The sequence below is a fragment of the Corynebacterium uterequi genome, from assembly GCF_001021065.1.
Lineage (GTDB): Bacteria > Actinomycetota > Actinomycetes > Mycobacteriales > Mycobacteriaceae > Corynebacterium > Corynebacterium uterequi.
The window spans coordinates 1,566,990-1,591,515 of the sequence record NZ_CP011546.1; the positions used below are offsets into that span (position 1 = coordinate 1,566,990).

Below are 24,526 nucleotides of genomic sequence, written 5' to 3' on the forward strand. Positions count from 1 at the left end.
GTGACCGCCACCCTTTCTTCTCTAATTTCCGCCGCTAGCGTACGGGGCTAGTCCAATGCTCGGAGGTTCTGGCGCTGCGGGCCGAATAGGTTGGGGATTGACGTCGCGAGTTTCCGCCGGATCGCTCGACGCCTGCTGCGGTTGCGGCACCGCCTCCGTGCCGCCAATCCTCACGGTATCGGGGGTGCCTTCCCTCGTGACCGTAGCGACGCCGGCGTCGTCCACGCTCAGGACGGCTGGCTGTTCGGGAATGACCATTCCCAGCTCCGTGGCCCGGCGGGTGATCGACGCCACCGAGGAAGCCTCCTGGACGTCTCGGTTGAGGGACTCCACTTCCCGGGCCAGCGCCCCCTCCTCGGCGACCAGCCGGTCAATGGCGAAGGTCTGGGAAGTGGCCAGACCGGTCAGCCACATGAGGAGCGCGATCCCGGCGAGGGCGACGGCGAAGGCCGTAGCCGTGAGCCGGGGGGCCATCGACGGCGCCCGGCCGGCCGACACCCGCCGGCCTCGTTCGGACACCACCTGGCGGGAGCCGATTCGGCTGCCGCGGCGACGGGTGATCGTGTCGTCATCGCGGCGAGGCCGGACCACACGTGGCGGCGGGGCGAGGGTGCCATCTGGCGAGGAAAAGTCCCGGCTCCGGCCGGACTGGCGCTCGGTGGTGCGTTCCTGACGCTGTCGAACAACGGTGGTAGCCATCAGTTCTCCTCGTTCGTAGCGATCCGCTCAATGACCCGAACCCGGACCGGGTTCGCTCGCGGGTTCTGCTCTATCTCGGCCTCACTGGCCCGTTCGGCGCCGCGGGTGACCAGCCGGAAGGCCGGGGCGGTGCCGGGCAGATCCATGGGCAAGCCGGGAGGGGTCGTGGACGTCGTGAGCTCCTTGAAGGCAGACTTGACGATCTTGTCCTCCAGGGACTGATAACTCATGTACACGGCCCGGCCGCCGACGCGCAGCCGGCTCGTGATCGCCGGGATGGAGGCCTCGACGGATTCCAATTCGCGATTGACCTCGACCCGCAGTGCCTGGAAGGTCCGCTTTGCGGGATGCCCGCCGGTACGCCTCGTGGCGGCCGGGATGGTCGCGTAGAGCAGCTCAACCAGCCGGTGGGAGGTGCTAAATGGCTCCTTCCGCCGTTCGGCGACGATCGCGGAGGCAATCTTGCCGGCGAAGCGTTCCTCGCCATAGGTCTTGAGAATCCGTGCGAGATCGCCGTGGCTGTAGGTGTTGAGGACGTCGGCAGCCGTCGGTCCCTGCGTGGGGTCCATGCGCATGTCGAGCGGTGCGTCGGCACGGTAGGCGAAACCCCGGTCCAGCTGATCTAGCTGCATGGAGGACACGCCAAGGTCGTAGAGGGCTCCGGCGATGCCGGCACGCCGCGCCAGGCCGGCCACGGGATGGTCGAGGGTGTCCACGGCGGTGACCAGGTCGTCGAAGCGGGCGTACACCCCGATGAAGCGCTCCGCGAAGGGCGCGAGCCGCTTGGTCGCGTTGGCGAGAGACGCCTGGTCCCGGTCGATGCCGATGACCTTGAGGTTTCCGAAGGTACGCAGCAGGTGTTCGGTGTGGCCACCGGCCCCGAGGGTGCCGTCGACGACGACGGCGTCGTCCCCGGCGGACGTAATCGCCGGAGCCAGCAGCTCGGTGACGCGATCGCGCAGGACAGGAACGTGGCCGTGATGGTCGGTGAGGTGGGTATCAGTCGAGTGTGCCACGCTGCACGTTCCCCCTTTGTGAGTCCTCGGGCGATGCGGGGCGCGCATAGAGCCCTGTCCGGGCGGGGGATCTGATGTCGGGGAAGTACACCAGATCTCACCCTCCCGGGCAGAGTTCTACCCGTACCCTGCTCTCCGGCCTATAGAAGGCCCGAAAGTATGTCGTCTGCGTCAGCCGCCGAGTAGGCAGCCTCCGTATCTTCTTGATATGCGGCCCAGGATTCGGCATCCCAGATTTCGAGAAAATCCACCGAGCCAATGACAACGCACGCCTTAGTCAGTCCGGCGTACGCGCGGTGCGCGGCTGACAAGGTGATACGCCCGTGGCCGTCCGGCCGTTGCTCATCCGCGCTCGCAGCGAGGTTACGGATGAAGGCGCGGGCCGCGGGATTGGTCCGTGATACCGCCGCGGCCTTGCGGGCGCGGGCGGCGAACTCCTCCCGGGGGTAGACGGCCAGCGAATGATCCTGACCTTTGGTCACCATCAGCCCGCCGGCGAGCTCCTCGCGGAACTTCGCCGGAAGCGTCAGGCGTCCTTTGTCATCGAGCTTGGGGGTGTAGGTGCCGAGAAACATCCCGGGCTTCCCCCTCTCGACGATCGGCAGGTGTCATCGCTTCGTGTCACGTGGTCTCAGATTCACTTCTCTCGCGGTTCCCCCTAAGGTTCGCCGCTTGCCCCACTTTAACCCACTTCCCCCCACTTCCACCACCCTTGGGAGCCTATAGCTCCGATAATGCCAAGGTATTCGCAGGTCAGACACACCTTGGGCGGTGGGGAATCTGCCCACATAAGCTCGCCCCATGCGTCACTTCTGCCCCTCTAATGCATATTGATGCACGTTTTTCACACCTCTCAGCACGGCCCGAGGGGCAACGTGGGGCAAAGTGGAGCACGGTGTGACGGCATGAGAAAACCGCGCGCCCCTGGTGGGGTCGCGCGGCAAAAGAGGGTTTTTAGCGCTCGAAGCGGCGGCGGAAATTCTCTTCCATCGTCGACGGACCGCGGGCGGCACGCCCACTCGACAGCGAGGCGTCAGAGCGAGCTGAGTTCCGGGCGCCGGCCGATGAGCTGCCGGACGATTTGAGAGCCCAGATCCCCGACAGGAACATGACGAGGAAGCCGGCGATACTCAGGGCAATGAACCACAGGCTGATCTGGGAGGCAGCCACGCCGCCAATAAGCATGAGCAGGCCAACCATGCCGATGGCGACAGCCTTCAACTTGACCTGGCCGCCGGAAACGGCGAAGGGCTCGACCGTTGATACGGAACGGCCAAATTTGGGGTCATCAGCAAAAAGCGACTGCTCAATCTCCCGCAGGGCTCGTTGCTCCTGCTCTGACAGCGACATAGCGTCCTCCCGACTCGGCGGTTACTACCCCTTTTAACGGTTAGCCTAACTGGTTTGTTCCCTACTCCCAAAGGATTCCGTTAAGCAGCCTCCCCCACCCCGTCACCCAGCTCAATCACCGTCAGGTAATGACGGGCTAAGGCCATCAGCTTGTCCACCTCCGCCCGCGGAGGAACTGAAATGACCCCGGAGCCGACGTGGCTGCGCAGCCTGGAGAAAGCCCGAAAGCTGCGCGCCCACTCGCGGGAGGCGGCATCGAGCAACTCGAGCTTGTCCCAGGCACTCGACGGCAACCGCCGGCGCCGCGTGAGCTGTGGAGCGCAGGTCAGCCGCGCCCCCGCCGCCCGCAATGCGGCCTGGTAGGCGTACTCCAGAGCCAGCCCGAGGTCCCCGACCCGGTAGGCCTGATCCGCCTGTTCAAGCAACGCGTGCGCCGCCCGAAGAAACCGCTCCTGCCGGCCGGCGGAGGGGTGAAACTTGTCTACCGCCGAAACCACATTTCCCATCAGCGCCTCCCATCTCTCACCTGCTCACCCTACGATCACGACCACACACCACCTCAGCAAATTAGAACATACGTTCCCGCTCTAGACTGGGTGACGTGACTGTGACTTACCGCCGTCTCACCCCCACCGATTTCTGCATCGTCGCCCCTCAGCTCATCGGCGTTCACCTCGCCGCCATGGCCTACCCGGCGAGCCTCGCCGGCCGGAAACTCGCGTCGTGGAAGGCCGACTCCCGCCAGCCTGGCTTCCGCGCCATCGCCGCGCTCACACCCGACCGCATAATCGGCATTGCCTATGGCTTCCTCGGATCCCAAGACACGTGGTGGGACCAGCAACTTCGACGAGCGATCGCCGATGCCGGCACCGACCCAGCCGTCGCCGAGCACTATTTCGAAGTCGCCGAGATACACGTCGCTCCCGGCTATCAGGGCCATGGTGTGGGTAGGACGCTGCTCATCGAGCTACTCCGCGGCGTTGCCGCTCCCCGCGCGTTGCTGTCGACCCCCGAGGTCCCCGGGGAGGCAAACGCGGCGTTCGCTCTCTACCGTCGTGCGGGGTTCACCGACGTCGCCCGCGACTTTCACTACCCGGGCGACGAGCGCGGCTTCGCCATTTTAGCCTGCCGGCTTCCCCTTGACGGGCCAGCCGACTAGTAGGGTACGAACCATGACATCCCTCGATGCGACCCGCCTGTCTCCCGGCGACATCCCCGCCGCGGTCGCCCACGTCCTAGAGGACTATCTCGCGTCCCGCCGGCCGGAGGTTGACGCCATCGGCGCACCGGCCACCGAGGCTGTGGCCCACCTGGAGAGCTTCGTCCTCGGCGGGGGCAAGCGCATTCGACCGTTGTGCGGCTGGCTCGGCTTCGTCGGCGGCGGCGGTCTCTCCGGCCCTGAGGACCCGAATGCCGTCCTGCGTGCGGTCAGCTCCCTAGAGTTTATTCAGGCCTGCGCCCTCATCCACGACGACATCCTCGATGCTTCGGATACTCGCCGCGGACAACCCACCGTCCACCGAGCGGTGGAACAGAGCCACCGAGACCGTGGCCACGAGGGCGACGCCGCCCACTTCGGTGAGTCCGTCGCTATCCTCGTCGGCGACCTGGCCTTGGCGTGGGCGGATGACCTGTTTTTCGACTCCGGTGTCTCCCCCGCCGCCCGAGATCGCGCCTACGCGCCCTGGCGGGCGATGCGCACTGAAGTCATCGGCGGCCAACTGCTCGATATTTCCCTTGAGGCTTCCGGGTCCGAGGACATCTCCCTGACGCGCTCGGTCAGCCGGTACAAGACCGCCGCCTACACCATCGAGCGCCCCCTACACATCGGCGCAAGCCTCGCCGGCGCCTCGCCGGACATCATTGAGGCCTTCCGGGGCTTCGGCGAGAACATTGGCATCGCCTTCCAGCTTCGCGATGACATCCTCGGCGTCTTTGGAGACCCGGCAGTAACCGGAAAGCCCGCCCGCGATGACCTCCGGGAAGGCAAGCGCACCGAACTGCTCGCCATCGCTCTGGCGCGGCTCGACGCCTCCGACCCGGCGGCCGCGAAGCACCTGCGCGCCGGCCTGCGCTCGGAGGACCCGCGAACCCTGGCTGACCTCGCCAACATCATCGCCGACAGCGGAGCCCCAGACATTATTGAAGATCGCATCCGCCAGCTCACCGCCACCGGGCTGGCCTTCCTCAAGGACGCCCCCGTCGACGACAGCGTCACGGCCCTGCTCAAAGACCTCGCCCGACGTGCGACGGAGCGGCGATTCTGATGAGCACGCCGACGGATACCCGCCCGCCGCTGCTCAGCCGCCAGGTGCTCGACTACACCCTCGAGCGCCTGCCAAACCCGATCCTGCTCGGCACGATAGGCACGACTCTCCTTGCGTTGTCCTCCCACGGCGCCGGCGCCACCCGCAACCGCGGCGGAGTCCTCGAATGGCTTGGCTGGGAGGCGTTGTCCTTCGGACGGGGAGCCACTCTCATGGCCATCGCCTTCGGGCTCGGGATGATCGTCGTCGTCTTCGCTTGGGCGCTACTCGGGCGCCGCGTCTTCGCCAATGACGGCGATCACACCGCGTCGGTACGACGAGCCCTGCTCGCCTGGTGCGCGCCGTTGCTGCTCGCGGCCCCCATCTTGTCGAGAGACGTCTATTCCTATCTCATGCAAGGCGCCATGGTCCGCGACGGCTTCGACCCTTACAGCCAGGGCGCCGCCGTGAACCCGGGACCGTATCTGCTCGAGGTCTCCCACGACTGGCGAAACACCACGACGCCCTACGGTCCGCTGCACCTGTGGATCGGCGAAATAATCACGACGCTGGTTGGCGACAATGTGACAGCAGGAGTCATCGCATACAAGGCCGTCTCCGTCGTCGGCTTCGCCGCCATTGCCTGGGGTGTTATCCGCATCGCCAGGCACCTCGACGGTGACCCGTCGGTTGCCCTATGGCTGGGTGTGGCAAACCCGGTGATGATCTTCCATATGGTCGGCGGGATGCACAACGAATCGGTCATGGTGGGGCTGGTTTCCGTCGGATTGGTGCTGTGCCTGCGCCGGCGCTTCCTCGGCGGGGTAGCGCTCATCGCCGTCGCCGTCTCGCTCAAGGCCACCGCGGCCATCACGCTCCCCTTCGTCGTGTGGATGATGACCTACCACTACGCGCCGCAGCCCAAGCCGTTCCGACGTCGGGCCATCGCCTTCCTTGCCTCCGGCACAGCGGGGGTCATCACGACCGTTGCCGTCGTTGCTGGGGTGACGTGGGCGTCGGGCTCCTCCTGGGGATGGCTGTCCGAGATCACCGGCAACTCTAAAGTCATCAATCCGCTCGCTGCTCCCACTCTGGTCACCGAGTTCGTCACCCCGTTCGTGCAGCTCTTCGATCCCCACTTCGACTACAACGTCGTGCTCTACGCGCTCCGGCCGGTGTTTGCCGTCCTCATGCTCGTCGGCCTCGTCGTCGTCTGGTGGCTCATGCGCGGCGGCGATCGCCGCAGCGTCCAGGGGTCCGTTGTCGCCTACCTCACGGCCTTCGCGCTCAGCTCCGTCGTCCTGCCCTGGTATTACGCCTCTGCTATCTCGATCCTGGGGACGGCGCGGCCGCCGCGGTGGGTGCTGCGCCTTGCCATCATCGCGTCCATTGTCGTGGCGTTGGCGTTCAAGGGCAGCGGCAATCACCAGCTGTATCAGGTGCCGTGGATGACGGCCGCCGCGCTCGGGGCGTGGGCGCTTTTCGCGCTGGTCGTGGCGCCGCCTGCTAGTAGCCCATCGCCTGCGCGCGGCGAATAACCTCGCGGGCGCCGTGGCCGTGCAGTGCGTCGATCGGCCGGCCGGGTAGCGTCTCATCCTCGGTGAAAAGGTACGCGAGGATCTCCTCGTCGTCGTAGCCGCCGTCGATCAGGACCGTGATGGCACCGGCGACGAACTTGCTCAGGCGCCCCTCGGCTAACAGCGCGGCCGGGATATACCGGCGGCCATCAATGGTGACTGCCGCGAGCTTGTGCGCGTTCAGCACGTCCCCCACCTTCGTCACTGGCACGCTGAGGCGTTCGGCCACTTCGCCAAGGGTCAGGAGTTCTTCATCGGCCAACACGGCCGTTATCTTCGTCGTCACGGGAGAAGAGTGTACTAACACCACGAGGGGGGAATCGGCCATACTGGGGGGCATGACAGAATTCGCCATCGGAGACGTGCTCGAAGGCCGCTACCGGATCGATCACCCGATCGCTCGCGGCGGCATGGCAACGGTCTACCGCTGCGTGGATCTCCGCCTGGGTCGCGCCGTCGCGGTGAAGGTCATGCGCGACCACGTCGCCAACGACCCCGCCTCCCGCTCCCGCTTCCGCCGGGAGGCGCGCGCCATGGCACAGCTCAAGCACCCCAACCTGGTGGATGTGTACGACTTCTCCTCCGAAGAAGGCGTCTCCTTCCTCGTCATGGAGTTGATTACCGGAGGCACGCTGCGGGAACTGCTCGCCGAACGCGGGCCGATGCCGCCGCACGCGGCTGCCGCCGTCATGCGCTCGGTGCTCACGGGCTTGTCGGTCGCCCACGACCAAGGCATGGTTCATCGAGACATCAAGCCGGACAATATCCTCATCAACACCGACCATCAGGTGAAGGTGACAGACTTCGGCCTCGTGCGGGCGATGCGCCATGACTCCCACACCACCACGGAGATCATCGGCACGGCGGCCTACCTCAGTCCCGAGCAGGTTGACGGTTCGCCGATCTCGCCCGCTTCCGACGTGTATTCGGCAGGCATCGTCCTCTTTGAACTTCTCACAGGCAGCGTCCCCTTCAGCGGCGACACGGCCCTCGCCCACGCCTATCAGCGGCTAAGCCGGGACGTCCCGGCGCCGTCGGTGCGTATCGACGGCGTGCCGCCGCTCTTCGATGAGCTGGTGGCCACCGCCACCGCCCGCCGCCCCGAGGATCGCTTCGCTCATGCCGGGGAGTTCCTCGACGCCCTCGAAGACGTGGTGGCCGATCTTCAACTGCCCCGCTATGTGGTCCCCGTGCCGACCAACTCCGCCGCGCATCGGGCGGCGTCGGTGCCGACCGATACCAGCGGGCTTTTCGAGACCAACGTCTTCGGATCCACGGCAGCGACGGAGATGCTACCGCCCACGACGCCACCGGCCAGGCAGGAATCAGAGACCCGGGTTTTCGACGCTCCCGCGCCTGCTCCTGCCCCAGTCCCTGCTCCCGCCCCAGTCCCTGCTCCTGCCCCAGTCCCTGCCCCCGCTCCCGCACCCGCACCCGCACCGCGCCCCCAACCCGCGCCGCCGGTAACCAACCGCTCGGGTTTGAGGCTTTCGTTCGGCCTCGTCCTCGCCGGACTGGCGATTATCGCGGTCCTCATTGGTGCCTGGTGGTTTGGCTCGGGCCGTTACGGCGAGATTCCGCCGGTGATCGGGATGAGCTCCGCCGACGCCGTCGAGATGGTTGCCGCCGCCGGATTCGAGGCCGACACCTCCACCGAGTACCACGACGATGTCCCCCGCGACGCCGTCATCACCACCGACCCACCGTCGAAAGCGCTGCCCGGCTCCCTGGTGACCGTCGTCGTATCAGCGGGAAAACCGGAGGTACCGCCGATACCAGAGGGAATATCAATAGACGACTACCGCACTATCGCCGGTGAGCGCACCTTAACGGTCGCCACCGGTGATTCGGTTTATTCGGACTCCGCGCCCTCGGGGAGCATCGCCGAAACCACCCCCAAGCCGGGAACCGTGCTGCCGGTGGGCAGCACGGTGAAGGTTCATCTGTCCAAGGGGCCAAAGCCTATTACGGTTCCCGAGCTTCGAGGGGTAGCACTGGCCGACGCCCGACGCTCCCTTGGCGATGCCGGTCTCCGGGTGGGCGAGGTCATCGAGGTGTTCGACGCCGCGGTCGACGGCGACAGCGTCGTCGAGACCAATCCCGGACCGGGCACCTCCCTGCGCGCCGGAGACACGGTGAACCTGGTGGTGTCCACGGCCCTGACTATCCCCGATGTGACGGGATTAACTGCCGACGACGCTGAGCAGCGGCTGGAAGACGCCGGGTTTGACGTCACCGAGACCGTCGAACCGGGCTACACAGGCAAAACCGAGGACACCGTGGTCGACACCTCGCCCGCGCCCGGCGAACGGGTCCGACCGGAGGACACGACAGAGGTGACGCTCATTCTTCCCGGCGCCATTAGCGTGCCGGATGTCACGGGCATGACGGTGCGAGACGCCCGAGGGTTGTTGCGCGACATCGGGTTGCGCATCGATGCGTCGCTGTTCGATGGAGACAAAGTCATCGAGCGACAGCTCGACGCACCCGGTTCCGCCCTCCCCCCAGGCGGCCGGGTGCGGGTAATCGCGAGCTAGCGGACGCGGCGGGTGCCCGCCGACGGGGACACCAGGTGGAAGGTGCACTTGCCGAGGCCGGCTTCGTCGCACGCGGCGGCGATCTCACCGGCGACGACGACGGCGTCGTCCTTGCGCACCAACGCGATTGCGCTGCCACCGAATCCACCGCCGGTGATGCGGGCGCCGAGGGCTCCCTGCGCCAGGGCGGTATCGACGATGAGGTCGATCTTCTTAGTCGAGACTTCGTAGAGGTCCCGCAGGGACACGTGGGAGTCCACCATGAGGCGGCCGAACTCCTCGAAGTCCGCAGCCTCTAGCGCGGCGGCAGCCGCGGCGGCGCGGTCGGTTTCCTGACGGACGTGGCGGACGCGACGCACCACGACGTCGTCGTCCTCCTCGGACGGCATGGCCAGCGCGACGGCCTCGACGTCCTCGATGGCCCTAAATGACGGGGCACCGGAGAACTCGGTAACGGCATCGATGATCCCGCGGCGAGACGCATACTGACCATCGACGAGCTGGTGCGCGCTGTTGCTGTCGATGACCAGCAGGGCCAGATCGTGCTTGGCGAACTCGCAGGAAACCAGGCGGTGGCTGCCGTCGGAGAAGTCGAGTGCCAAGGCGTGATCGGCGGCGCCGAGGAGGCTGCACGTTTGGTCGAGGCCGCCGGTGGAGGCACCGACCACATCGTTCTCGGCGCGGATCGTCGGCGCGATGAGCTGCTCCCGAACCGCGTTCACGTCGCCGCCGAGCAATTCCACGGCAGCGGCAGCGCTCGCACACTCCAGGGCAGCCGAGGAGGACAGGCCGGAACCGACGGGGACGTCAGACACGATCGCCAGGTCCATGCCCAGGCTGGTCGAGGGGTCAAGCTCCAGCAGGCCAGCCTCGGCCGCCGCCCAGATCGAGCCGACGGCGTAGCCTGCCCAGGAGGCAGGGTTACCCGGGCCGACCTCGCCGGTGGCGATCTCGGCTTCGTGGGTCTCGCCGTCGAACTCGCTGACCAGCCGGTAGGTGCCCTTGTCATTGAGGCGGGCGGCGACGAACGTGTTGTGCGGCAGGGCGAAGGGAACGCTGATACCGGCGGCGTAGTCGACGTGCTCGCCGATGAGGTTCACGCGCCCGGGTGATGCCCACACGCCCTGCGGGGCGTAACCGAAGTGGCTCATAAAGAGCGCGGTAGCGTCCTCGGCGCCGGTGGCGTCGTCGCGCGGGGTGGTCCAGTAGTTAGTCATTCCAAATCTCCCGGTAGCGCTCGGCAATCTTCTCCGGCGTGGTGTCCGAGATCCAGGCGGACTGGCCCGACTCACTGCCGGCGAGGTACTTCATCTTGTCCGGGGAGCGCATCAGCGAGAACAGCTGCAGGTGCAGGCGGCCGTACTGACGGTCCTCCCCCACCGGCGCCTGGTTCCAGGCAGAGATGTACGGGGTTCGTTCAACACCCGGGAAGTAGCGATCCGTGGCCCGCAGCAGTCGCAGATACATGCTGGTCAGCTCGGCCTTTTCCTCGTCGCTTAGGTCGGCGAGGTCCGGTGCCGGGCGGTTGGCCATGATCATCGCCTCGACCGGCCACTTCGCGGCCGCCGGGACGAAGGTGGTGAAGTACTCGCCCTCTTCCAGGATGCGCGAGCCGGCGCGCTCGGCAGCAAGGATAGCGTCGAAGAGATCTTCGCCGGTCTTCTCGCGGTAGGCGGCGGCGTTGTCGCGGATGGACTGGGCACGCGTAGGCAGGTAGGGGTAGGAGTAGATCTGCCCGTGCGGGTGCTGCAGCGTCACGCCAATCTCCTTCCCGCGGTTCTCGAAGGGGAAGACCAGCTTGACGCCGTCGATTTCGCTGAGTTCCCGGGTGCGGTGCGCCCAGGCCTCAACGACGGTGCGGGCCCGATGCTCGGACAGGTCACGGAAGGACCCATTCGATTCCGGGGTGAAGCAGACGACCTCGCAGCGGGCGAGCGCCGGACGGCGCTCGAACAGCGGCTGGCCTTCCACCTGGTAGGCGTAGTCTTCCGGAACTTCCATGCGCATGGACAGCGAAGGGAAGCGGTTCTCGAAGACGACCACGTTGTAGTCGTCGGACGGGATCTCCGTGGGCAGCTCGCCGGGTCGGGTCGGAGCCAGCGGGTTCTCGTTCGCCGGCGGCATGAAGGTGCGGTTCATGCGGTGCGCGGCGTAGACGTTGAACTCTCCGGTCAGCGGGTCGCGCCGGATCTCGCACTCCGCGTGCGCCTGCGGCAGCTCGCGGGAGTCCACGGCGTCGCGGGTGCGCTCGCCGGAGACGTAGGCGGGATCGTCGTCGAAGTAGAGCAGTTCACGCCCGTCGGCCATGTCGGCCCGGGTGACTCGGAACTCATGCGGCATTGGTCGGCTCCTCGACGATGATCGGGCGGGCCTTCGCCCACGCGATCATGCCCAGACCGACGACAAGCATGCCCAGCCCGGCCCAGAGGTTGTAGATGGATTCCTTGGCCATGCCGGTCTCGACGTTGACGCCCGGATCCAGCAGGAAGTGGGACGCGACGAGGACCAGGCCGTAGATGCCGAGCAGGATTCCGATGACGTTGCGGATATCGAACGCACCAGCGGAGTGGCTGTTCTTAGGGCTCATGACAAGTTCTCCTAACTAGGCGAAGATCACGTTGAGGATGATGACCATGACCATGCACAGGACGCCGAGCGGGACGGTGCGCTGGTACCAGGGCAGGGACGCCTCGGTCTCGTCGACGAGGTGCTCCTTGGGGGTGACGGACTTGACGAAGCCCACCAGCTCGTGGTCCGGCTTCGGCGTGGTGAACATGGAGACGGCGATACTGACGATGATGTCCACCACGAAGGCGATGGACGCAGCGACGAACGCCGTGCCCTGGCCCGGGAGGTTGAAGAAGGAGATGTCCGTGCCGCCGAAGGTGGCGATGACCCAGTAGATGATGGCGGCAAGAGTACCGGAGACGAGGCCCGACCAACCGGCGTGGGGGGTCATGCGCTTCCAGAACATACCGAGGATGAAGGTGGCGAACAGCGGAGCGTTGAAGAAGCCGAACAGCGTCTGCAGGTAGTCCATGACGTTGCCGAAGTTCGCGGCGATGAGGGCCGTGAAGATGGCGATGATCGTGGCGGCGACGGTCGCAAGGCGGCCGAAGCTGGTGTAGTAGGAGTCCGGCTTGTTCTTCTGGACGTAGGTCTGCCAGATGTCGTAGCTCATAACCGTGTTGAACGCGGAGATGTTAGCAGCCATGCCGGCCATGAAGGCGGCGAGCAGGCCCGCGATGGCGACGCCGAGGAGGCCGTTCGGCAGGAGGTCGCGCATGAGGTACAGGATCGCGTCGTTCGGCTTAGCCGTCTCATCCATGATCGGGGTGACGGTGGCGCCGGCGACCATACCGGGGATAACGACCAGGAACGGGATGAACATCTTCGGGAAGGCGCCGATGATCGGGGTCTTGCGGGCGGCGGACATGGAGTCGGCAGCCATGGAGCGCTGGACCTCCACGAAGTTAGTGGTCCAGTAACCGAAGGAGAGCACGAAGCCGAGGCCGAAGACGAGGCCGATGATGGAGACAACCGGGTGCTCGAAGCCGGAGATTTCAGTGCCCGGCCAGGTGTGGAAGTGCGACGGAGCGTCGACCTTCTCCTTGAGGCCGGACCAGCCGCCGACGGTGTGCAGGCCGATGACGGTCAGCGGCAGCAGCGCGGCGATGATGACGAAGAACTGCAGCACCTCGTTGTAGATGGCGGCCGACAGGCCACCCAGGGTGATGTAGGACAAAACGATGACGGCGGCGATGACCAGGGTGATCCACAGCGGCCAACCGAGCAGCGCGTTGACGACCTTGGCCAGCAGGAGCAGGTTAACGCCGGCGATGAGCAGCTGAGCGACGGCGAAGGAGATCGCGTTGACCAGGTGCGCGGCCGGGCCGAAGCGCTTAAGCATGAACTCCGGGACGCTTCGGACCTTAGAGCCGTAGTAGAAGGGCATCATGACGATGCCGAGGAAGACCATCGCCGGGACGGCGCCGATCCAGAAGTAGTGCATGGTCTCGAAGCCGTAGACCACACCGTTGGCGGAGTGGCCCACGATCTCCACCGCGCCGAGGTTGGCGGAGATGAAGGCCAAGCCGGTGACCCAGGCGGGAAGGGACCGGCCGGACAGGAAGAAGTCAATGGAGCTCGAAACCTTCGAGCGAGCCGCCCAGCCGATGCCAAGCACGAAGAGGAAGTACAGGGCGACGAGAGAGTAGTCGACCCATGTCGCGTCGAGCCTCAGGGCACCAGTGTCCATGAGGATGCCTCCTTAAAGGGAAAGGATAGAAAGGGTGAGATGGAAGTCCCGGCGTTCGCCAGGCTCAAGAATGATGAGGTCGGTTCCGGACCGCAGCGCGTCCGGCGGGCAGGTCATGGGTTCCACGGCGACGACCCGGCCGATACCCGGCGAGTCCGGGTCGGTGTAGATCTGTGCCCACGTGAAGGAACCATCGGCACGAAGGCGAACCCCGGTGCCTCCGTTGGTGGGGCGGAGTTCGGCGTCGAATCCGGCCGCACCGATGCGCACCGCGTGGTCCAACCACACATCACGCATCGGAGCCGACGAATGGAAGTCAGGGACGCCGGCCTCCGCCGGGGTGCTCAGGGGGCCGGCCGGAAGGTTACGGCCCGGATCGAGTGGAAGTACAGCGTCGACGTCGAGCCGGAGCTCGCAGTTGTCCAGAGCTTCGGTGCCAGCCCGCAGGTAGGGATGGAAGCCCAACCCGAAGGGCGCCGGATCCTCGGCTCGGTTGATGACTGTGTACGTGGCGCTGAGCCCATCCTCGGCGTCCAACCGCCAGGTGACCGAATGGTCCAGCGGCCAGGGGTAACCATTATGAGGAGTGTCGGAGAGGGTCAGCGTGAGAGATGTTCCATTGTGTTCGCTTTCCCAGGCCTGGTTTCCAACGAAGCCGTGGATCGCGTTGTCGCGCTCCGGCTCGGTCAGGTCCAGGTGGTAGAGCTCGCCCCGATGGATGTAGCGGCCGTCCGCGGTTCGGTTCGGCCACGGTGCCAGCCAGATCCCGCCAGAGTGGATAGGTGCACCACCCACGGGATACTCCGTGACCAACGGTTGGTCTCGATGGTAGAAGGCCCGCACGCCACCACCGAGGGCGGAAATCTCTGCCCGGTAGTCGCCAGCGGTGAGAGTGAGAGATGACATGTGCACCAGCCTTGGAGGAAGCAGGGTCTAAGCTGTTAAAAGCCAGCATATCGGCCTGGCCGGTCTTCCCCTAGATGTTTCGCACATTTTCTCACACCACGCCGAGGGTGAACTACTTTTCGCAGGTAACAGACTTATCGCCGGAAAACAATGGCTCATCACTAGCCCCCAGTCGGGGCTAGTGGCACCCCCTCCCTAGCCCATCGACCGGGCTGGATACAGTTGCTCTCATAGTCATCAGCCAACGCCATGGGAAGGAACGCTCGCCCGACGTGCCCCGCAAACCCCGCGCCCCGAAGCGGCGGATCGAGGGCAGCTATCCCATAGACACCGGAACCGCCACCATCGTGGCACTCCCGGAACGCGATGGCGCCTACCTCCTCGAAGTCAACTCCGTCCCCTCTACACAACTCGTCATCGACGCTCCCCGAGTCCTCGACTTTGACTACATGCGGTGGATCGCCACTGCCCTACGCTGCTGGATTCCGGAGGACGCGGCACCCGACGTCGTTCATCTTGGCGGTGCCGGCTGCGCCCTGCCCCGCTTCGTCGCCGACGTCTGGCCGCGCTCGCACAACCTCGTCGCTGAGCTCGACGGGGCACTCGGCCGACTGGTCCGCGACGTCTTCGACATTCCCCCACCGCCGAGGGTCGACATCGTCGCCGTCGAAGCCCGAAAACTCACCCACGCCCTCTCCCCCGGCGCGACCGACGCCATCATCCGCGACGTCTTCTTCGGCAATACGACCCCAGCCGCGCTGAGCGCACCCGGCTTTTATCGCGCCGCGAGCCGTGCTCTGCGTCCGGGCGGGCTCTATCTTGCCAACGTCGGAGATCGGGCAGAGCTCAGCAGCGTCCACGCCGAACTCACCGCGGCCAGCAGTTCTTTCACGCACGTCGCGGCGTTCGTTCCCCGAGATTTCACCTACGGCAACACGGTTGTCGCCGCGTCCGACCGACCACTGACAGCGCTCGTCGCGGCGCTTGGCGAACTGGGACTGCGCTGCGTCGGCGTAGACTGCTAGACCATGCTCGTCAGTGTTCTGCTCGCAACCACCTTCGGCTGCGGCGTTTTCATCGCCGCCGCCCATGTCATCAACCGTCGCTTCCTCGCCCCCGTATACGACGTCGTGGCCAACCTGTTGGCCTTCGCCTGCGCGACCGGGTCCTCCGCGCTGATGGGTGAATGGGTCGCCGCCGGGTTTGCGGCGGTGGCCGTCGCCTGCTGGCTGTTCCTCGGGCTACGGACCTACCGGGCTATTCACCGTAGTGTGCCCTTGACCGGCCAGACGAATAACGCCTAGCGCAAATACTGGGCGGAGCGCACGCCGATGAGCATCTCCTCGTCGATGGGCACGCCCTCCTTGAGCACTGACAGGTCACCAGTGGGTTCGAGGATCACGGCGGCCACCTCGCTCCGGCTGCCGATACCTGCACGACGCAGCCGCGATCGAATCTCGCCTTCGGTGATATGACACCGCTGCAGTTCGCGCTCGATGTACTCCCCGTGGGCGAGCAGCAGAATGGGCGGGTTGTTGACGACGGCGGCGAACCGTCCGCGCCGAGCAATCGTGCCGACGATGACTTCCAGCACGATGAGGGTACACAGCGCCAACAGTCCCGACGCCAACGTCGGCACCCAGCCGATCATGGTGCGCCCGATAAGCGCGCCCATGACGATGACGATGAGCAGGTCATAGCCGGACAGCTTCGCCAGCACCCGCTGGCCGAGCAGCCGGCTCATGACGATGAAGACGGCATACATGGCAATCGTCGAGATGACGACACCGACCGCCGCCATCGGCGGCATGCCCAGGTAGTAGAGAATCTCTTCCATGCGCCTTATGCTAGGCGGCCCCGAGGTGAAGACGGAGCCAACAGCAGGCTAATTGCGCAGCATCTCCGCGACGAGGAACGCCAGCTCCAGCGATTGCTGGGTGTTCAGGCGCGGGTCGCAGGCGGACTCGTACCGGCCCGGCAGGTCGACGTCCGTGATGTCCATGGCGCCGCCGAGGCACTCCGTGACGTCCTCGCCGGTGAGCTCGATGTGCACCCCGCCCGGGTGGGTCCCCAGGGCGCGATGGACCTCGAAGAAGCCCTGAACCTCGTCAATCACCTTGTCGAAGTGCCGCGTCTTGTAGCCGTTCGACGCCGTCACGGTGTTGCCGTGCATGGGATCGGATTGCCAGATAACCCGGTGACCGGCGGCCTCCACCGCCTCAATGACCGGCGGCAGCACTTCCCGAACCTTGTCGTACCCCATGCGCGCCACCATCGTCAGCCGGCCCGGCTCCCGCTCAGGGTCGAGGCGCTCGGCGTAGGCGACCGCCTCGTCCGGCGTGACGGTCGGGCCGATCTTCAAGCCGATGGGGTTAGCGATCATCGCGGCGAAGTTGACATGGAAGTCCTCCAGGCCGCGGGTGCGCTCACCGATCCACAGCTGGTGGGCGGAGAGATCGTACAGCCGGGTGACACCGTCTTCGTCTTCGTGCAGGCGCAGCAGCGCGCGCTCGTAGTCGACGAGCAGCGCCTCGTGGGAGGCGAACACGTCGGCCTGGCGGAGGGACTCGTCGTGAACGCCACACGCCTCCATGAACTTTAGGCCGGAGGAAATCTCGTTGGCCAGGGCCTGGTACCGGGCCCCGGCCGGGGAATTCGCGACGAACTCCCGGTTCCACTCGTGCAACCGGTACAAGTCTGCCGTCCCAGACCCAGTCAGCGCCCGAACCAGGTTCATGGCAGCGCCGGCATTAGCGTAGGCGCGGATCATTCGGGCGGGATCGTGCGCTCGGGCTTCCGGAGTCGGGTCCACACCGTTGACGATGTCACCGCGGTAATTGGGCAGACCCTGGGAGTCAAGGTCCGATGACCGCGGCTTAGCGTACTGCCCAGCGATGCGGGCTAGCTTAACGACCGGGGTCGACGCACCGTAGGTGAGCACGACGGCCATCTGCAGCAAGGTTCTGATGTTTGCGCGGATGTGCGGTTCCGTGTTCGATTCGAAGGTTTCGGCGCAGTCACCGCCTTGGAGCAGGAAGGCCTCCCCGTTGGCGACGGACGCCAGCTGCTTCTTAAGATTCCGAATTTCCGGCGCCACCACGATGGGGGGAACCGATTCGAGAATCTTGCGGACGTTTTCTGCCTTAACTAGATCCCACGTTGGCTGTTGCTTGGCGTCGCGGGCGAGCACATCCTGCCAGCGTTCGTTCATCTCACCAGGCAACGGGGGGAGATCCGGGAGTACATTCTTCGGAATATCGATCGTCCAACTCATACCCCCTTTTCTATCACGGGGGGTTAGCGAGCTACCCTATTCCCCCTGTCCAAAGGCAGGATTTCGGCGATAATACGAAACTTCTCCGCATTGAAACGGGCGTCCACAAGGGCGTCGTGATTGCCTCGCGGAGCGCTCGGGAGCTTAGGTTTACCAGCCATGTGCCAGTACTGCTTGAGCTCGTTGGTGTAGCGAGGCAGCTGGCGAGGAAGGGCCGTCATATCGCCGAAGATCTGGGCGAGCACAATGTGGTCGTAGGCCCCCACCCAGGCCCACAGGTCCACCTGCCCGGCGCCAGCGGTGAGAAAGCCGAGCACCTCGGTGCGGATGGTGTCCGTGGACTTCCACGCCGGATCGTTGGGGCTAGGTAGCTTTCCGAGCACGTTGTCACGCACCCACGGGCCCGCCTTGGCGGCGTCGAAATCCGTCGACACAGCGTAGTACTCACGACCGTCCTCAGCGACGATGCCAATGGACACGAGATCGATCGTCGAGCCGTCCTCAATGAATTCGGTGTCGTAGAAGTAACGCACGTCGGTCCTCTCCGCCGGGGTGAGATCGAGGCCAAGCATATCGCGTGAGCCGCTACGGTATTCATGGTGACCCTCATTGTTCCCATCGTCATCGGTTTAGTGGCACTGTCGCCGTGGCTTTTCAGCAGCTACCACCTCGATACCGACGTGTACCGCCAGGGTGCGCAGGCCTTCCTCGCCGGCGAGGATCTCTACACCCAGCTCTATTCCGTCGACTCCGCTACCTTGCCCTTTACCTACCCACCGTTCGCGGCCCTGGTGTTCACCCCCTTGGCCGTGGCGCCGCTCTGGCTCGGTGGGCTGCTGTTGTCGGCCGCCTCGCTCGGTTGCTTGTGGTGGGTGATCTACGTCGCCGTCGGCCGACGCGCGCGTCTGACATCGTGGGTGTTCGCCCTCGCCTGTGTTCTCGAGCCGGTGCGGGACACGATCTCCTTCGGGCAGGTCAATCTCATCCTCATGGCCCTAGTCGTTACCGACCTGCTGTGTCTGCGAACGTCTCGTTGGCACGGAGCGTTGGCTGGTGTCGCCGCGGCGATCAAGCTCACGCCGGCGGTCTTTATCGTGGCGCTGCTCGTGCAGCGACGGTGGCGCGCGGCCGGCACAATGGTGGCGTCCGCCGTCGCGGCGACGCTTGTTGCGGGCGCACTCGCCCCCACATCTACGCTGACTTACCTCACCGAGGCATTGGGCGACCCCGGACGCATCGGTGGTCTGAGCTATGCCACTAACCAATCGCTCAGCGGAGTGCTCGAAAGGCTAGCTATTGAACTGCCGGGTCTTTGGGAGGCAGGGTGCGTAGTGGTCATCGCCGGCGTCATCGCCGCGGCTTGGCGCTGGCGAGCCGATCCCCTCATGGTGTGTGCCCTCGTGAGCGTGATCGCACTGCTGTGTTCGCCCGTGTCCTGGTCGCATCACTGGGTGTGGCTTATCGTCGTAGCGCTCGCCTGGTTGCCCAATAGCGCGGGGGTGGCGGCACTCGTCGCCGCGGCGTCGCTCATCGCCCCGCATCGGCTGCTCCCGCACGGCAGCGGATTCGAGATGCAGTGGCCGTGGTGGGCCGACGTGATCGGCAACGCTTACGTGTTACTGGCAGCCGGGATCGTCGTCCTTGCGGCCGCGTGCGGGCCGGAGTTCTTCTCCCGTCGGATAAGCGACGGCGGCGCGAGGCACCAGCCCAAGACCGGAATTCGGGATATGGCGTAGAACACCGCCCCGCCGAGCAAGCAGATGCCCAGGCCGATGGCTACCCACGTTTCCGTTGCCTGGGTCCAGGCTTCAGCCTCCGGGGAGATGAGGATCTCAAAACGGAAGACCGGGATGTGATAGAGCAAGGTAAGGGCGATGGGATGCCCAAGGTACAGCGGAAGCGTGTGGCGCCCAATCGCCTGGAGAAGGGGAGACACCACGGGAACCTTGGACAGCAACACCGCCCCGGTGAGCCCGGCACCAATCATGAGCAGGTGGGCCGAAAGCCGGACGAGAAGTTCGATCTCCGGCACGCCCATCGTCTCCATTCCGGGGCCGTACCACGGGATGACGATGGGCCCGCTGGCAATGAGGTGGCGCCACACCATCACCGCCACCAGGCCGAGTCCGTAGAGTGCAACGGTCGCTGTGAGAAACAGTGGTTCCAGGCAACGCTGGGTGTAGGTGGCAATGACGGGCTTGAGGTGAGCACCCATGAAAAACAGCGGAAGATACAAGATGGCCTTGCCGACCATGTGGTATTCCTGGTGCAGCGACAGGGCCAGGATCGGGGTGAAACTCATCGCCATCGCCACCAACGGGGGCAGCCGTCGGGTCAGCCACAGTGCGATGTTGAAGGTAACCAGGGCGTAGAGAAACCAGGCCATGTTCACTCCGATGGCCATGTTCCGCACATAGGTGACAAAGACCGGCATCGGTTCACCGAGAATGAGTCCCCGCTCTACGCCCTTTAGGTACTGCTCTATCGGCACCCAGATCAGGTAAGGGACCAGCAAGAACCACAGGCGCTTGAGGAACAACTCTCGGAAGGTGAAATGGAAGATCTTCGGAGCGAAGAATCCCGAGATGAGGAAAAACAGCGGCATACGGATGGGATCAAGCGCCGCGTTGGCCACCGCGAGCGGCGTGTCCATGCCGCCTGGAACTTCCAGGGTGACGTGAAGGACGATAACGCCGAGGATGGACAGTCCCTTGGCAACGTCCGGCCATGGCAGACGTCTCGACGTAGCACCCACTATCGTTCCTATCTAGTCAGCCCCGAGCTAAGAAGCACAACATTCTCACCATAATCGATGCTGGGAGAATGCTGCTAACAGGTGCTAGAACGTCTGCTCCGCGGATCCCCCGGGTTCGGTGCCCTCCGGGTAGCCCTCCCCCGCAGCCAGCGCCGACTTTACTTCCGTGGCATACACGTCAACGTAGGGCTGGCCGGATAGCTTGGCCATGGTGCGCATGAAGTAGTCAGTGAAGGGGCGCATCACCTCCCGAGAGGTGGGGTCAAAGCCGTTCTCCGCCGCCCACTGGTGGGGGTTGATGGGCTCGCCGATCTTGATGCCCACCTTCGCCGGGCGCGGAATCCATGAGCCGATGGGGTTGGCCGCCCGAGTGTTAATCATGGCCACCGGGATGACATCGTGCCCCGTGTCCATGGCTACGCGGGCCATGCCGGTACGTCCGCGGTACAACCGGCCGTCCGGGGAGCGGGTCCCTTCCGGGTAAATGCCAAAGAGCTCTCCCTGGTCCAGGACGCTATGGGCCGCTTTGAGGAGGTCCGCGCCGGCATCCTCCGAGTTTCGGTACATGGGAATCTGGCCGACGGCGGTGAAGAAGAACTTCTGGAACCGGCCCACCAAGCCCGGAGTGGTGAAGTACTCGCTCTTGGCGGGGAAGGTGAGCTGCCGGCTCACCATGAGCGGCAGGTAGAAGGAGTCCATGACCGCCTGGTGGTTCGACGCCAAAATAGCCGCGCCCTCAGCGGGGATGTGTTCCGCGCCCTCGATGGTCGGCCGGTTATAGACGCGGAGCCCGGGGCCCAGGATGGCCTTGAAAAGGGAATACCACTTATTCTTCATGTCCGGGCCTCGATTCGGGGTTAGGAATATAGTTCTCTGGCGATATCTGCCACGCCGATTATACCGGCCTGCCCTCCCAATTCGGCGCATTCCACTCTGGGTATCGGGCGGTAGCCACTGCCCACCATCGAGTCGGACATTGTGGTGCGCGCCCGATCGAGGAAGAGATCCGCGTCCGTGGCTACCCCGCCCCCCACAACGATCAACTCGGGATCGAGGATGTCTGCCACGAAGGTCAGGCCTAGCCCCATCCAGCCGCCAAAATCCCGCAGGACCGCCAATCCGAGGGCGTCGCCCTCCCGGGCTGCCAACACTACGTCGTGGCCCGTGACGTCCAGCCCAGTGCCTAGGTCGTCCGCCAGCGTCGTCATGGGGTATTTGCCGGCGAGGTCCCGGGCGGTGTCGACGAGCGCAGTCCCCGAGGCATAGCGTTCCAGGCAACCGGACTTGCCACAGGAGCACTTGCGGGCATGCTCCCCATGGACCACAGACAGGTGACCAAATTCGGGGGCGGTACCGAAAGCTCCCCGGTAGATGGTGCCATCCACCATGAGGGTGGCGCCGATTCCGGTACCCACCGCGAAGAACACCCACGTGTGTGCCCCCTGGGCGGCGCCAAACCGGTACTCGCCCCACGCGGCGGAGTTCGCGTCGTGCTCCAGCACCACGGGGAGGTTGAGACGCGACTCAAGCGTCGCCCGCAGCGGGGCGTCGCGCCACGGCAGGTGGGGCGCGAAACGGATCCGCTCGCATTCAGGATCCAAGAAGCCGGCGACGGCCAGGCCGACGCCCGACACGTCATACTCGGCGCGCAACCGGGCGACCATATCAACGATGACCCGCTCGGCCGACTCGGCATGACGCGGCGTGCGTTGGCTCAGGGTGGCGAGCACACGCCCGGAGCTATCGACGACGCCAGCGCGCAGGTTCGTCCCTCCGATGTCGAAGCCGATGGTCACATCTGACATGGCACTCCCTGGGGTGGGCGGATTTATGACAAGTTTCAACTTTATACCCGTCGTTCACCAACACCTAGATAGTGCCGCCCGACTGGAGCGCATCACTCAACCGCTCTCCCAACACCTTCCAACTGTGGTTTTCTTGCACAAACTGCCGACCCCTACGCCCCGCCTCCGCACGTCGGGCTGCGTCGTCGAGGTAGCTGATGATCTCCTTCGCGATTGCGCGACGGTCACGACCATCGACAACAACGCCGGCCCCGGGTCCCACGGCCTCTGGGGCGCCGCCCGAATCCCCGGCCACGACAGGCACGCCGCAGGCCTGCGCCTCCAGGTAGACGATTCCGAGACCCTCGACGTCGAAGCCTCCCAGACGCGTCCGTGCCGGCATCGCCATGACGTCAGAGGCCGCGACCACATCCCGCATAGCAGCCCTGGGCAGCTCGGCGGCAAAGACGACGCCGTCGCCCGCCCGGCGTTTGAGTTCGGCCTCGGCCGGGCCGGAACCGACGATGACCAACACCGCACCCGGGTGGGCTACGCGAATCTCCGGAAGGGCGTCGATGAGCCGATCTTGGCCCTTTCGCGCGACGAGGCGGGACACACACGTGATGACTGGCCGATCACCCCATCCCCAAGCTTGCCTGGTGAGGTGACGCTGTTCCGGGCTAGCCGGGGAGAAGAAATCCGTATCCACGCCCGAGGGAAGGCGCACCGCTTTCGGCCGACTACCGAATGCGCCAGCCAACCGAGATTGCGTGTAATCACTGATGTAGGTCACCACGTCCGCGGAGTTCCCGATACGTCGCAGCGCTGCGCGCCCGGGCAGAGTCTTTGCCCAACCAACTTCGTGCCCGTGGGTGGAGACGACGATGCGCTGTGCGCCAGCACGGCGGGCGGCGGATGCCATGAGCCCCAGGGGCGCTGAGGCGCCAAACCACACGGTGTCGATCTCACACTCGCGGATAACCCAGCTCATAGCCTCCGCGGTGGCGGGGGTGGGTAGCATGATCGACCGCGGCCAGCGCACCGTTCGATAGGGCGCGCCGGCGTCCAATTCCCGCGCTGCCTGAGGGTCCTGAGTGGAGGCGAAGACTACCATCGCCGAAGGGTCTTGGGTGGCAACAAAGTCGTGGAGGTACGACTGGATGCCGCCGACAGTCGGCGGGAAATCATTGGTTACCAGCAAGGTCGTCATGGTCACTGACAGTAGTTGCTGGCATAACAAAACGCCGCCTAGCACCACGAGATGTGGGAATAAGGCGGCGTTAGTAAACGGCGAATGCTTAGAAGCGGACGCCGTACTGAGCCGGCATGTAGTGCAGGTCGCGTTCCTGGACCGGCACGCCCTGGTTCATGGCGTCGATGATCCGGCCACTGCCCACGTAGATGCCCACGTGGGAAGCGCCGGCGTAGTAGACCACGATGTCGCCGGGCTGCAGGGCGTCGAGCGAGACGCGCTGGCCCTGGGCGGCCTGCGCCTGGGAGGTACGCGGGATGGTCTTGCCAGCCTGTGCGTAGGCCCAGCTGGTCAGGCCGGAGCAATCGAAAGCGTTCGGGCCGGCGGCGCCCCACACGTACGGGGAACCGATGCGGGAGCGGGCGGCAGAGACAACCTGCTGGCCAGCTGCAGGCGCAGAGACCTTCGGCGTGTGAATCTGGTTCGCGGAGGCAGCAACGTCAGCCACCGGCAGGACTCCGGCCTCGAAGCCAGCCGCGGAGGACATCTCCTCGACGACGTCGCCGCCGAAGAAGTTGCTGGCGGAGCTCATGCCGATGAGCTCATCGATCGTGTCGGCGCTGGCGACGGCCGGGGTAAGGGTGGATGCTGCGGCAAAAGCGGCGGTGGCGGCGGCGGCGCGACGGGCGATCTTGTTCATAGCCACGATGTGAATTCTCCAAATCTTGTGTGTTCGTGCCAGCTGCGGGATACTGCCCTCAGCGAGGCTTCGTCCGGTCTTCGGTTATCCATCGAATCCCGGCACCCTCGTGGCTGGCGCCAACGGAGGATCAACGTTCAATGGTCTTCAGTTCGAGCTGCGGGCCGATGTGGCTATCCGCTTTGTCTCAATCAGGTTACAAAACGGTCACGCTCCCTGTCTAGCCATTGAG

25 protein-coding genes and 1 pseudogene are annotated in these 24,526 nt (G+C 65.2%); 7 read left to right on the forward strand and 19 right to left on the reverse strand.

The window, feature by feature from the left end; all coding sequences use genetic code 11:
* Nucleotides 1–21: 21 nt before the first annotated feature.
* The 5 genes from CUTER_RS07265 to CUTER_RS07285 form a co-directional block, all read right to left on the reverse strand.
* Complete coding sequence (locus tag CUTER_RS07265) at nt 22–699, reverse strand: hypothetical protein (protein WP_047259876.1); 678 nt, start codon at nt 697–699, stop codon at nt 22–24.
* The gene (gene rsmH, locus CUTER_RS07270; RefSeq protein ID WP_047259877.1) at nt 699–1,715 is read right to left on the reverse strand and encodes a 16S rRNA (cytosine(1402)-N(4))-methyltransferase RsmH; all 1,017 of its coding nucleotides are present in this window, start codon (nt 1,713–1,715) and stop codon (nt 699–701) included. The genes CUTER_RS07265 and rsmH overlap by 1 nt, the downstream gene beginning before the upstream one ends.
* Nucleotides 1,716–1,855: 140 nt before the next feature.
* Nucleotides 1,856–2,290 carry a division/cell wall cluster transcriptional repressor MraZ gene (gene mraZ / locus CUTER_RS07275; RefSeq protein WP_047259878.1) on the reverse strand — a complete coding sequence of 145 codons (435 nt, stop codon included), beginning with the start codon at nt 2,288–2,290 and terminating at the stop codon, nt 1,856–1,858.
* 379 nt (nt 2,291–2,669) lie between these two features.
* The gene (locus tag CUTER_RS07280; RefSeq protein ID WP_047259879.1) at nt 2,670–3,065 is read right to left on the reverse strand and encodes a DUF3040 domain-containing protein; all 396 of its coding nucleotides are present in this window, start codon (nt 3,063–3,065) and stop codon (nt 2,670–2,672) included.
* 80 nt (nt 3,066–3,145) lie between these two features.
* On the reverse strand, nt 3,146–3,571 hold the full coding sequence (locus tag CUTER_RS07285) for an SAV_6107 family HEPN domain-containing protein (RefSeq protein ID WP_047259880.1): 426 nt from the start codon (nt 3,569–3,571) through the stop codon (nt 3,146–3,148).
* A gap of 95 nt (nt 3,572–3,666) precedes the next feature.
* On the opposite strand from CUTER_RS07285, the gene CUTER_RS07290 reads away from it, so the two are divergent.
* The 3 genes from CUTER_RS07290 to CUTER_RS07300 are packed head-to-tail and all read left to right on the forward strand — an operon-like array spanning nt 3,667 to nt 6,849.
* Nucleotides 3,667–4,224, forward strand: coding sequence for a GNAT family N-acetyltransferase (locus CUTER_RS07290; RefSeq protein WP_047259881.1), 558 nt, complete (start codon nt 3,667–3,669; stop codon nt 4,222–4,224).
* Between the two features lie 13 nt (nt 4,225–4,237).
* The gene (locus CUTER_RS07295) at nt 4,238–5,332 is read left to right on the forward strand and encodes a polyprenyl synthetase family protein (protein ID WP_047259882.1); all 1,095 of its coding nucleotides are present in this window, start codon (nt 4,238–4,240) and stop codon (nt 5,330–5,332) included.
* Entirely contained in the window at nt 5,332–6,849 is a 1,518-nt protein-coding gene (locus CUTER_RS07300) for an alpha-(1->6)-mannopyranosyltransferase A (RefSeq protein WP_082121308.1), read from the forward strand. The genes CUTER_RS07295 and CUTER_RS07300 overlap by 1 nt, the downstream gene beginning before the upstream one ends.
* Here the strand turns inward: CUTER_RS07300 and CUTER_RS07305 are convergent.
* Entirely contained in the window at nt 6,818–7,174 is a 357-nt protein-coding gene (locus CUTER_RS07305; protein WP_144412284.1) for an Rv2175c family DNA-binding protein, read from the reverse strand. The genes CUTER_RS07300 and CUTER_RS07305 overlap by 32 nt on opposite strands.
* A 52-nt stretch (nt 7,175–7,226) precedes the next feature.
* Between CUTER_RS07305 and pknB the strand changes: the two genes are divergently transcribed.
* Complete coding sequence (pknB, locus tag CUTER_RS07310) at nt 7,227–9,425, forward strand: Stk1 family PASTA domain-containing Ser/Thr kinase (protein ID WP_047259884.1); 2,199 nt, start codon at nt 7,227–7,229, stop codon at nt 9,423–9,425.
* Here the strand turns inward: pknB and galK are convergent.
* From galK to CUTER_RS07335, 5 genes are read right to left on the reverse strand one after another with little or no spacing between them, the layout of a single operon-like run.
* Complete coding sequence (galK, locus tag CUTER_RS07315; protein WP_047259885.1) at nt 9,422–10,642, reverse strand: galactokinase; 1,221 nt, start codon at nt 10,640–10,642, stop codon at nt 9,422–9,424. The genes pknB and galK overlap by 4 nt on opposite strands.
* Nucleotides 10,635–11,765, reverse strand: coding sequence for a galactose-1-phosphate uridylyltransferase (galT, locus tag CUTER_RS07320; protein WP_047259886.1), 1,131 nt, complete (start codon nt 11,763–11,765; stop codon nt 10,635–10,637). The genes galK and galT overlap by 8 nt, the downstream gene beginning before the upstream one ends.
* Complete coding sequence (locus CUTER_RS07325; protein ID WP_047259887.1) at nt 11,755–12,012, reverse strand: hypothetical protein; 258 nt, start codon at nt 12,010–12,012, stop codon at nt 11,755–11,757. Before CUTER_RS07325 ends, galT begins: the two co-directional genes overlap by 11 nt.
* Before the next feature lie 15 nt (nt 12,013–12,027).
* The gene (locus CUTER_RS07330; protein WP_047259888.1) at nt 12,028–13,683 is read right to left on the reverse strand and encodes a sodium:solute symporter family protein; all 1,656 of its coding nucleotides are present in this window, start codon (nt 13,681–13,683) and stop codon (nt 12,028–12,030) included.
* A 12-nt stretch (nt 13,684–13,695) separates the two neighbouring features.
* A complete protein-coding gene (locus CUTER_RS07335) occupies nt 13,696–14,589 on the reverse strand; it encodes an aldose epimerase family protein (protein WP_047259889.1) in 894 nt (297 codons plus the stop codon).
* Nucleotides 14,590–14,861: 272 nt separating this feature from the next.
* Between CUTER_RS07335 and CUTER_RS07340 the strand changes: the two genes are divergently transcribed.
* On the forward strand, nt 14,862–15,614 hold the full coding sequence (locus tag CUTER_RS07340; protein WP_047259890.1) for a spermidine synthase: 753 nt from the start codon (nt 14,862–14,864) through the stop codon (nt 15,612–15,614).
* A 3-nt stretch (nt 15,615–15,617) separates the two neighbouring features.
* A complete protein-coding gene (locus CUTER_RS07345) occupies nt 15,618–15,893 on the forward strand; it encodes a hypothetical protein (protein WP_047259891.1) in 276 nt (91 codons plus the stop codon).
* Here CUTER_RS07345 and CUTER_RS07350 read toward each other — a convergent pair.
* Genes CUTER_RS07350 through CUTER_RS07360 form a run of 3 tightly spaced genes read right to left on the reverse strand, consistent with a single transcriptional unit; the run spans nt 15,890 to nt 18,396 of the window.
* Nucleotides 15,890–16,426: a DUF421 domain-containing protein gene (locus tag CUTER_RS07350; RefSeq protein ID WP_047259892.1), complete on the reverse strand. Its 537-nt coding sequence runs from the start codon at nt 16,424–16,426 to the stop codon at nt 15,890–15,892. The genes CUTER_RS07345 and CUTER_RS07350 overlap by 4 nt on opposite strands.
* Nucleotides 16,427–16,474: 48 nt before the next feature.
* The gene (locus CUTER_RS07355) at nt 16,475–17,863 is read right to left on the reverse strand and encodes a class II 3-deoxy-7-phosphoheptulonate synthase (protein ID WP_047259893.1); all 1,389 of its coding nucleotides are present in this window, start codon (nt 17,861–17,863) and stop codon (nt 16,475–16,477) included.
* A gap of 23 nt (nt 17,864–17,886) precedes the next feature.
* Nucleotides 17,887–18,396 (reverse strand): polyadenylate-specific 3'-exoribonuclease AS, encoded by a 510-nt coding sequence (locus CUTER_RS07360; RefSeq protein WP_047260682.1) that lies wholly within the window; start codon nt 18,394–18,396, stop codon nt 17,887–17,889.
* A gap of 63 nt (nt 18,397–18,459) precedes the next feature.
* On the opposite strand from CUTER_RS07360, the pseudogene CUTER_RS11900 reads away from it, so the two are divergent.
* A pseudogene (locus tag CUTER_RS11900) lies at nt 18,460–19,281 on the forward strand (glycosyltransferase 87 family protein); the annotation flags it as partial.
* 191 nt (nt 19,282–19,472) lie between these two features.
* Here CUTER_RS11900 and CUTER_RS07365 read toward each other — a convergent pair.
* The 5 genes from CUTER_RS07365 to CUTER_RS07385 form a co-directional block, all read right to left on the reverse strand.
* Nucleotides 19,473–20,618, reverse strand: a complete 1,146-nt coding sequence (locus CUTER_RS07365; RefSeq protein ID WP_052844069.1) for an acyltransferase family protein — start codon at nt 20,616–20,618, stop codon at nt 19,473–19,475.
* An 84-nt stretch (nt 20,619–20,702) separates the two neighbouring features.
* Complete coding sequence (locus CUTER_RS07370) at nt 20,703–21,455, reverse strand: lysophospholipid acyltransferase family protein (protein ID WP_047259895.1); 753 nt, start codon at nt 21,453–21,455, stop codon at nt 20,703–20,705.
* Between the two features lie 20 nt (nt 21,456–21,475).
* Nucleotides 21,476–22,423, reverse strand: coding sequence for an ROK family protein (locus tag CUTER_RS07375; protein WP_047259896.1), 948 nt, complete (start codon nt 22,421–22,423; stop codon nt 21,476–21,478).
* A 64-nt stretch (nt 22,424–22,487) separates the two neighbouring features.
* Nucleotides 22,488–23,612: a glycosyltransferase family 4 protein gene (locus tag CUTER_RS07380; RefSeq protein ID WP_047260683.1), complete on the reverse strand. Its 1,125-nt coding sequence runs from the start codon at nt 23,610–23,612 to the stop codon at nt 22,488–22,490.
* A gap of 88 nt (nt 23,613–23,700) precedes the next feature.
* On the reverse strand, nt 23,701–24,294 hold the full coding sequence (locus CUTER_RS07385) for a C40 family peptidase (RefSeq protein WP_047259897.1): 594 nt from the start codon (nt 24,292–24,294) through the stop codon (nt 23,701–23,703).
* Nucleotides 24,295–24,526: the final 232 nt, after the last annotated feature.

Bases quoted from the DNA above. Each gene is read 5' to 3' on its own strand.
- CUTER_RS07330 (WP_047259888.1), bottom strand. From the start codon at position 13,683: ATGGACACTGGTGCCCTGAGGCTCGACGCGACATGGGTCGACTACTCT.
- pknB (WP_047259884.1), top strand. From the start codon at position 7,227: ATGACAGAATTCGCCATCGGAGACGTGCTCGAAGGCCGCTACCGGATC.
- CUTER_RS07370 (WP_047259895.1), bottom strand. From the start codon at position 21,455: ATGAAGAATAAGTGGTATTCCCTTTTCAAGGCCATCCTGGGCCCCGGG.
- CUTER_RS07265 (WP_047259876.1), bottom strand. From the start codon at position 699: ATGGCTACCACCGTTGTTCGACAGCGTCAGGAACGCACCACCGAGCGC.
- mraZ (WP_047259878.1), bottom strand. From the start codon at position 2,290: ATGTTTCTCGGCACCTACACCCCCAAGCTCGATGACAAAGGACGCCTG.
- galT (WP_047259886.1), bottom strand. From the start codon at position 11,765: ATGCCGCATGAGTTCCGAGTCACCCGGGCCGACATGGCCGACGGGCGT.
- CUTER_RS07375 (WP_047259896.1), bottom strand. From the start codon at position 22,423: ATGTCAGATGTGACCATCGGCTTCGACATCGGAGGGACGAACCTGCGC.
- galK (WP_047259885.1), bottom strand. From the start codon at position 10,642: ATGACTAACTACTGGACCACCCCGCGCGACGACGCCACCGGCGCCGAG.
- CUTER_RS07345 (WP_047259891.1), top strand. From the start codon at position 15,618: ATGCTCGTCAGTGTTCTGCTCGCAACCACCTTCGGCTGCGGCGTTTTC.
- CUTER_RS07325 (WP_047259887.1), bottom strand. From the start codon at position 12,012: ATGAGCCCTAAGAACAGCCACTCCGCTGGTGCGTTCGATATCCGCAAC.
- CUTER_RS07355 (WP_047259893.1), bottom strand. From the start codon at position 17,863: ATGAGTTGGACGATCGATATTCCGAAGAATGTACTCCCGGATCTCCCC.
- CUTER_RS07300 (WP_082121308.1), top strand. From the start codon at position 5,332: ATGAGCACGCCGACGGATACCCGCCCGCCGCTGCTCAGCCGCCAGGTG.
- CUTER_RS07280 (WP_047259879.1), bottom strand. From the start codon at position 3,065: ATGTCGCTGTCAGAGCAGGAGCAACGAGCCCTGCGGGAGATTGAGCAG.
- CUTER_RS07385 (WP_047259897.1), bottom strand. From the start codon at position 24,294: ATGAACAAGATCGCCCGTCGCGCCGCCGCCGCCACCGCCGCTTTTGCC.
- CUTER_RS07285 (WP_047259880.1), bottom strand. From the start codon at position 3,571: ATGGGAAATGTGGTTTCGGCGGTAGACAAGTTTCACCCCTCCGCCGGC.
- CUTER_RS07295 (WP_047259882.1), top strand. From the start codon at position 4,238: ATGACATCCCTCGATGCGACCCGCCTGTCTCCCGGCGACATCCCCGCC.
- CUTER_RS07335 (WP_047259889.1), bottom strand. From the start codon at position 14,589: ATGTCATCTCTCACTCTCACCGCTGGCGACTACCGGGCAGAGATTTCC.
- CUTER_RS07350 (WP_047259892.1), bottom strand. From the start codon at position 16,426: ATGGAAGAGATTCTCTACTACCTGGGCATGCCGCCGATGGCGGCGGTC.
- CUTER_RS07380 (WP_047260683.1), bottom strand. From the start codon at position 23,612: ATGACGACCTTGCTGGTAACCAATGATTTCCCGCCGACTGTCGGCGGC.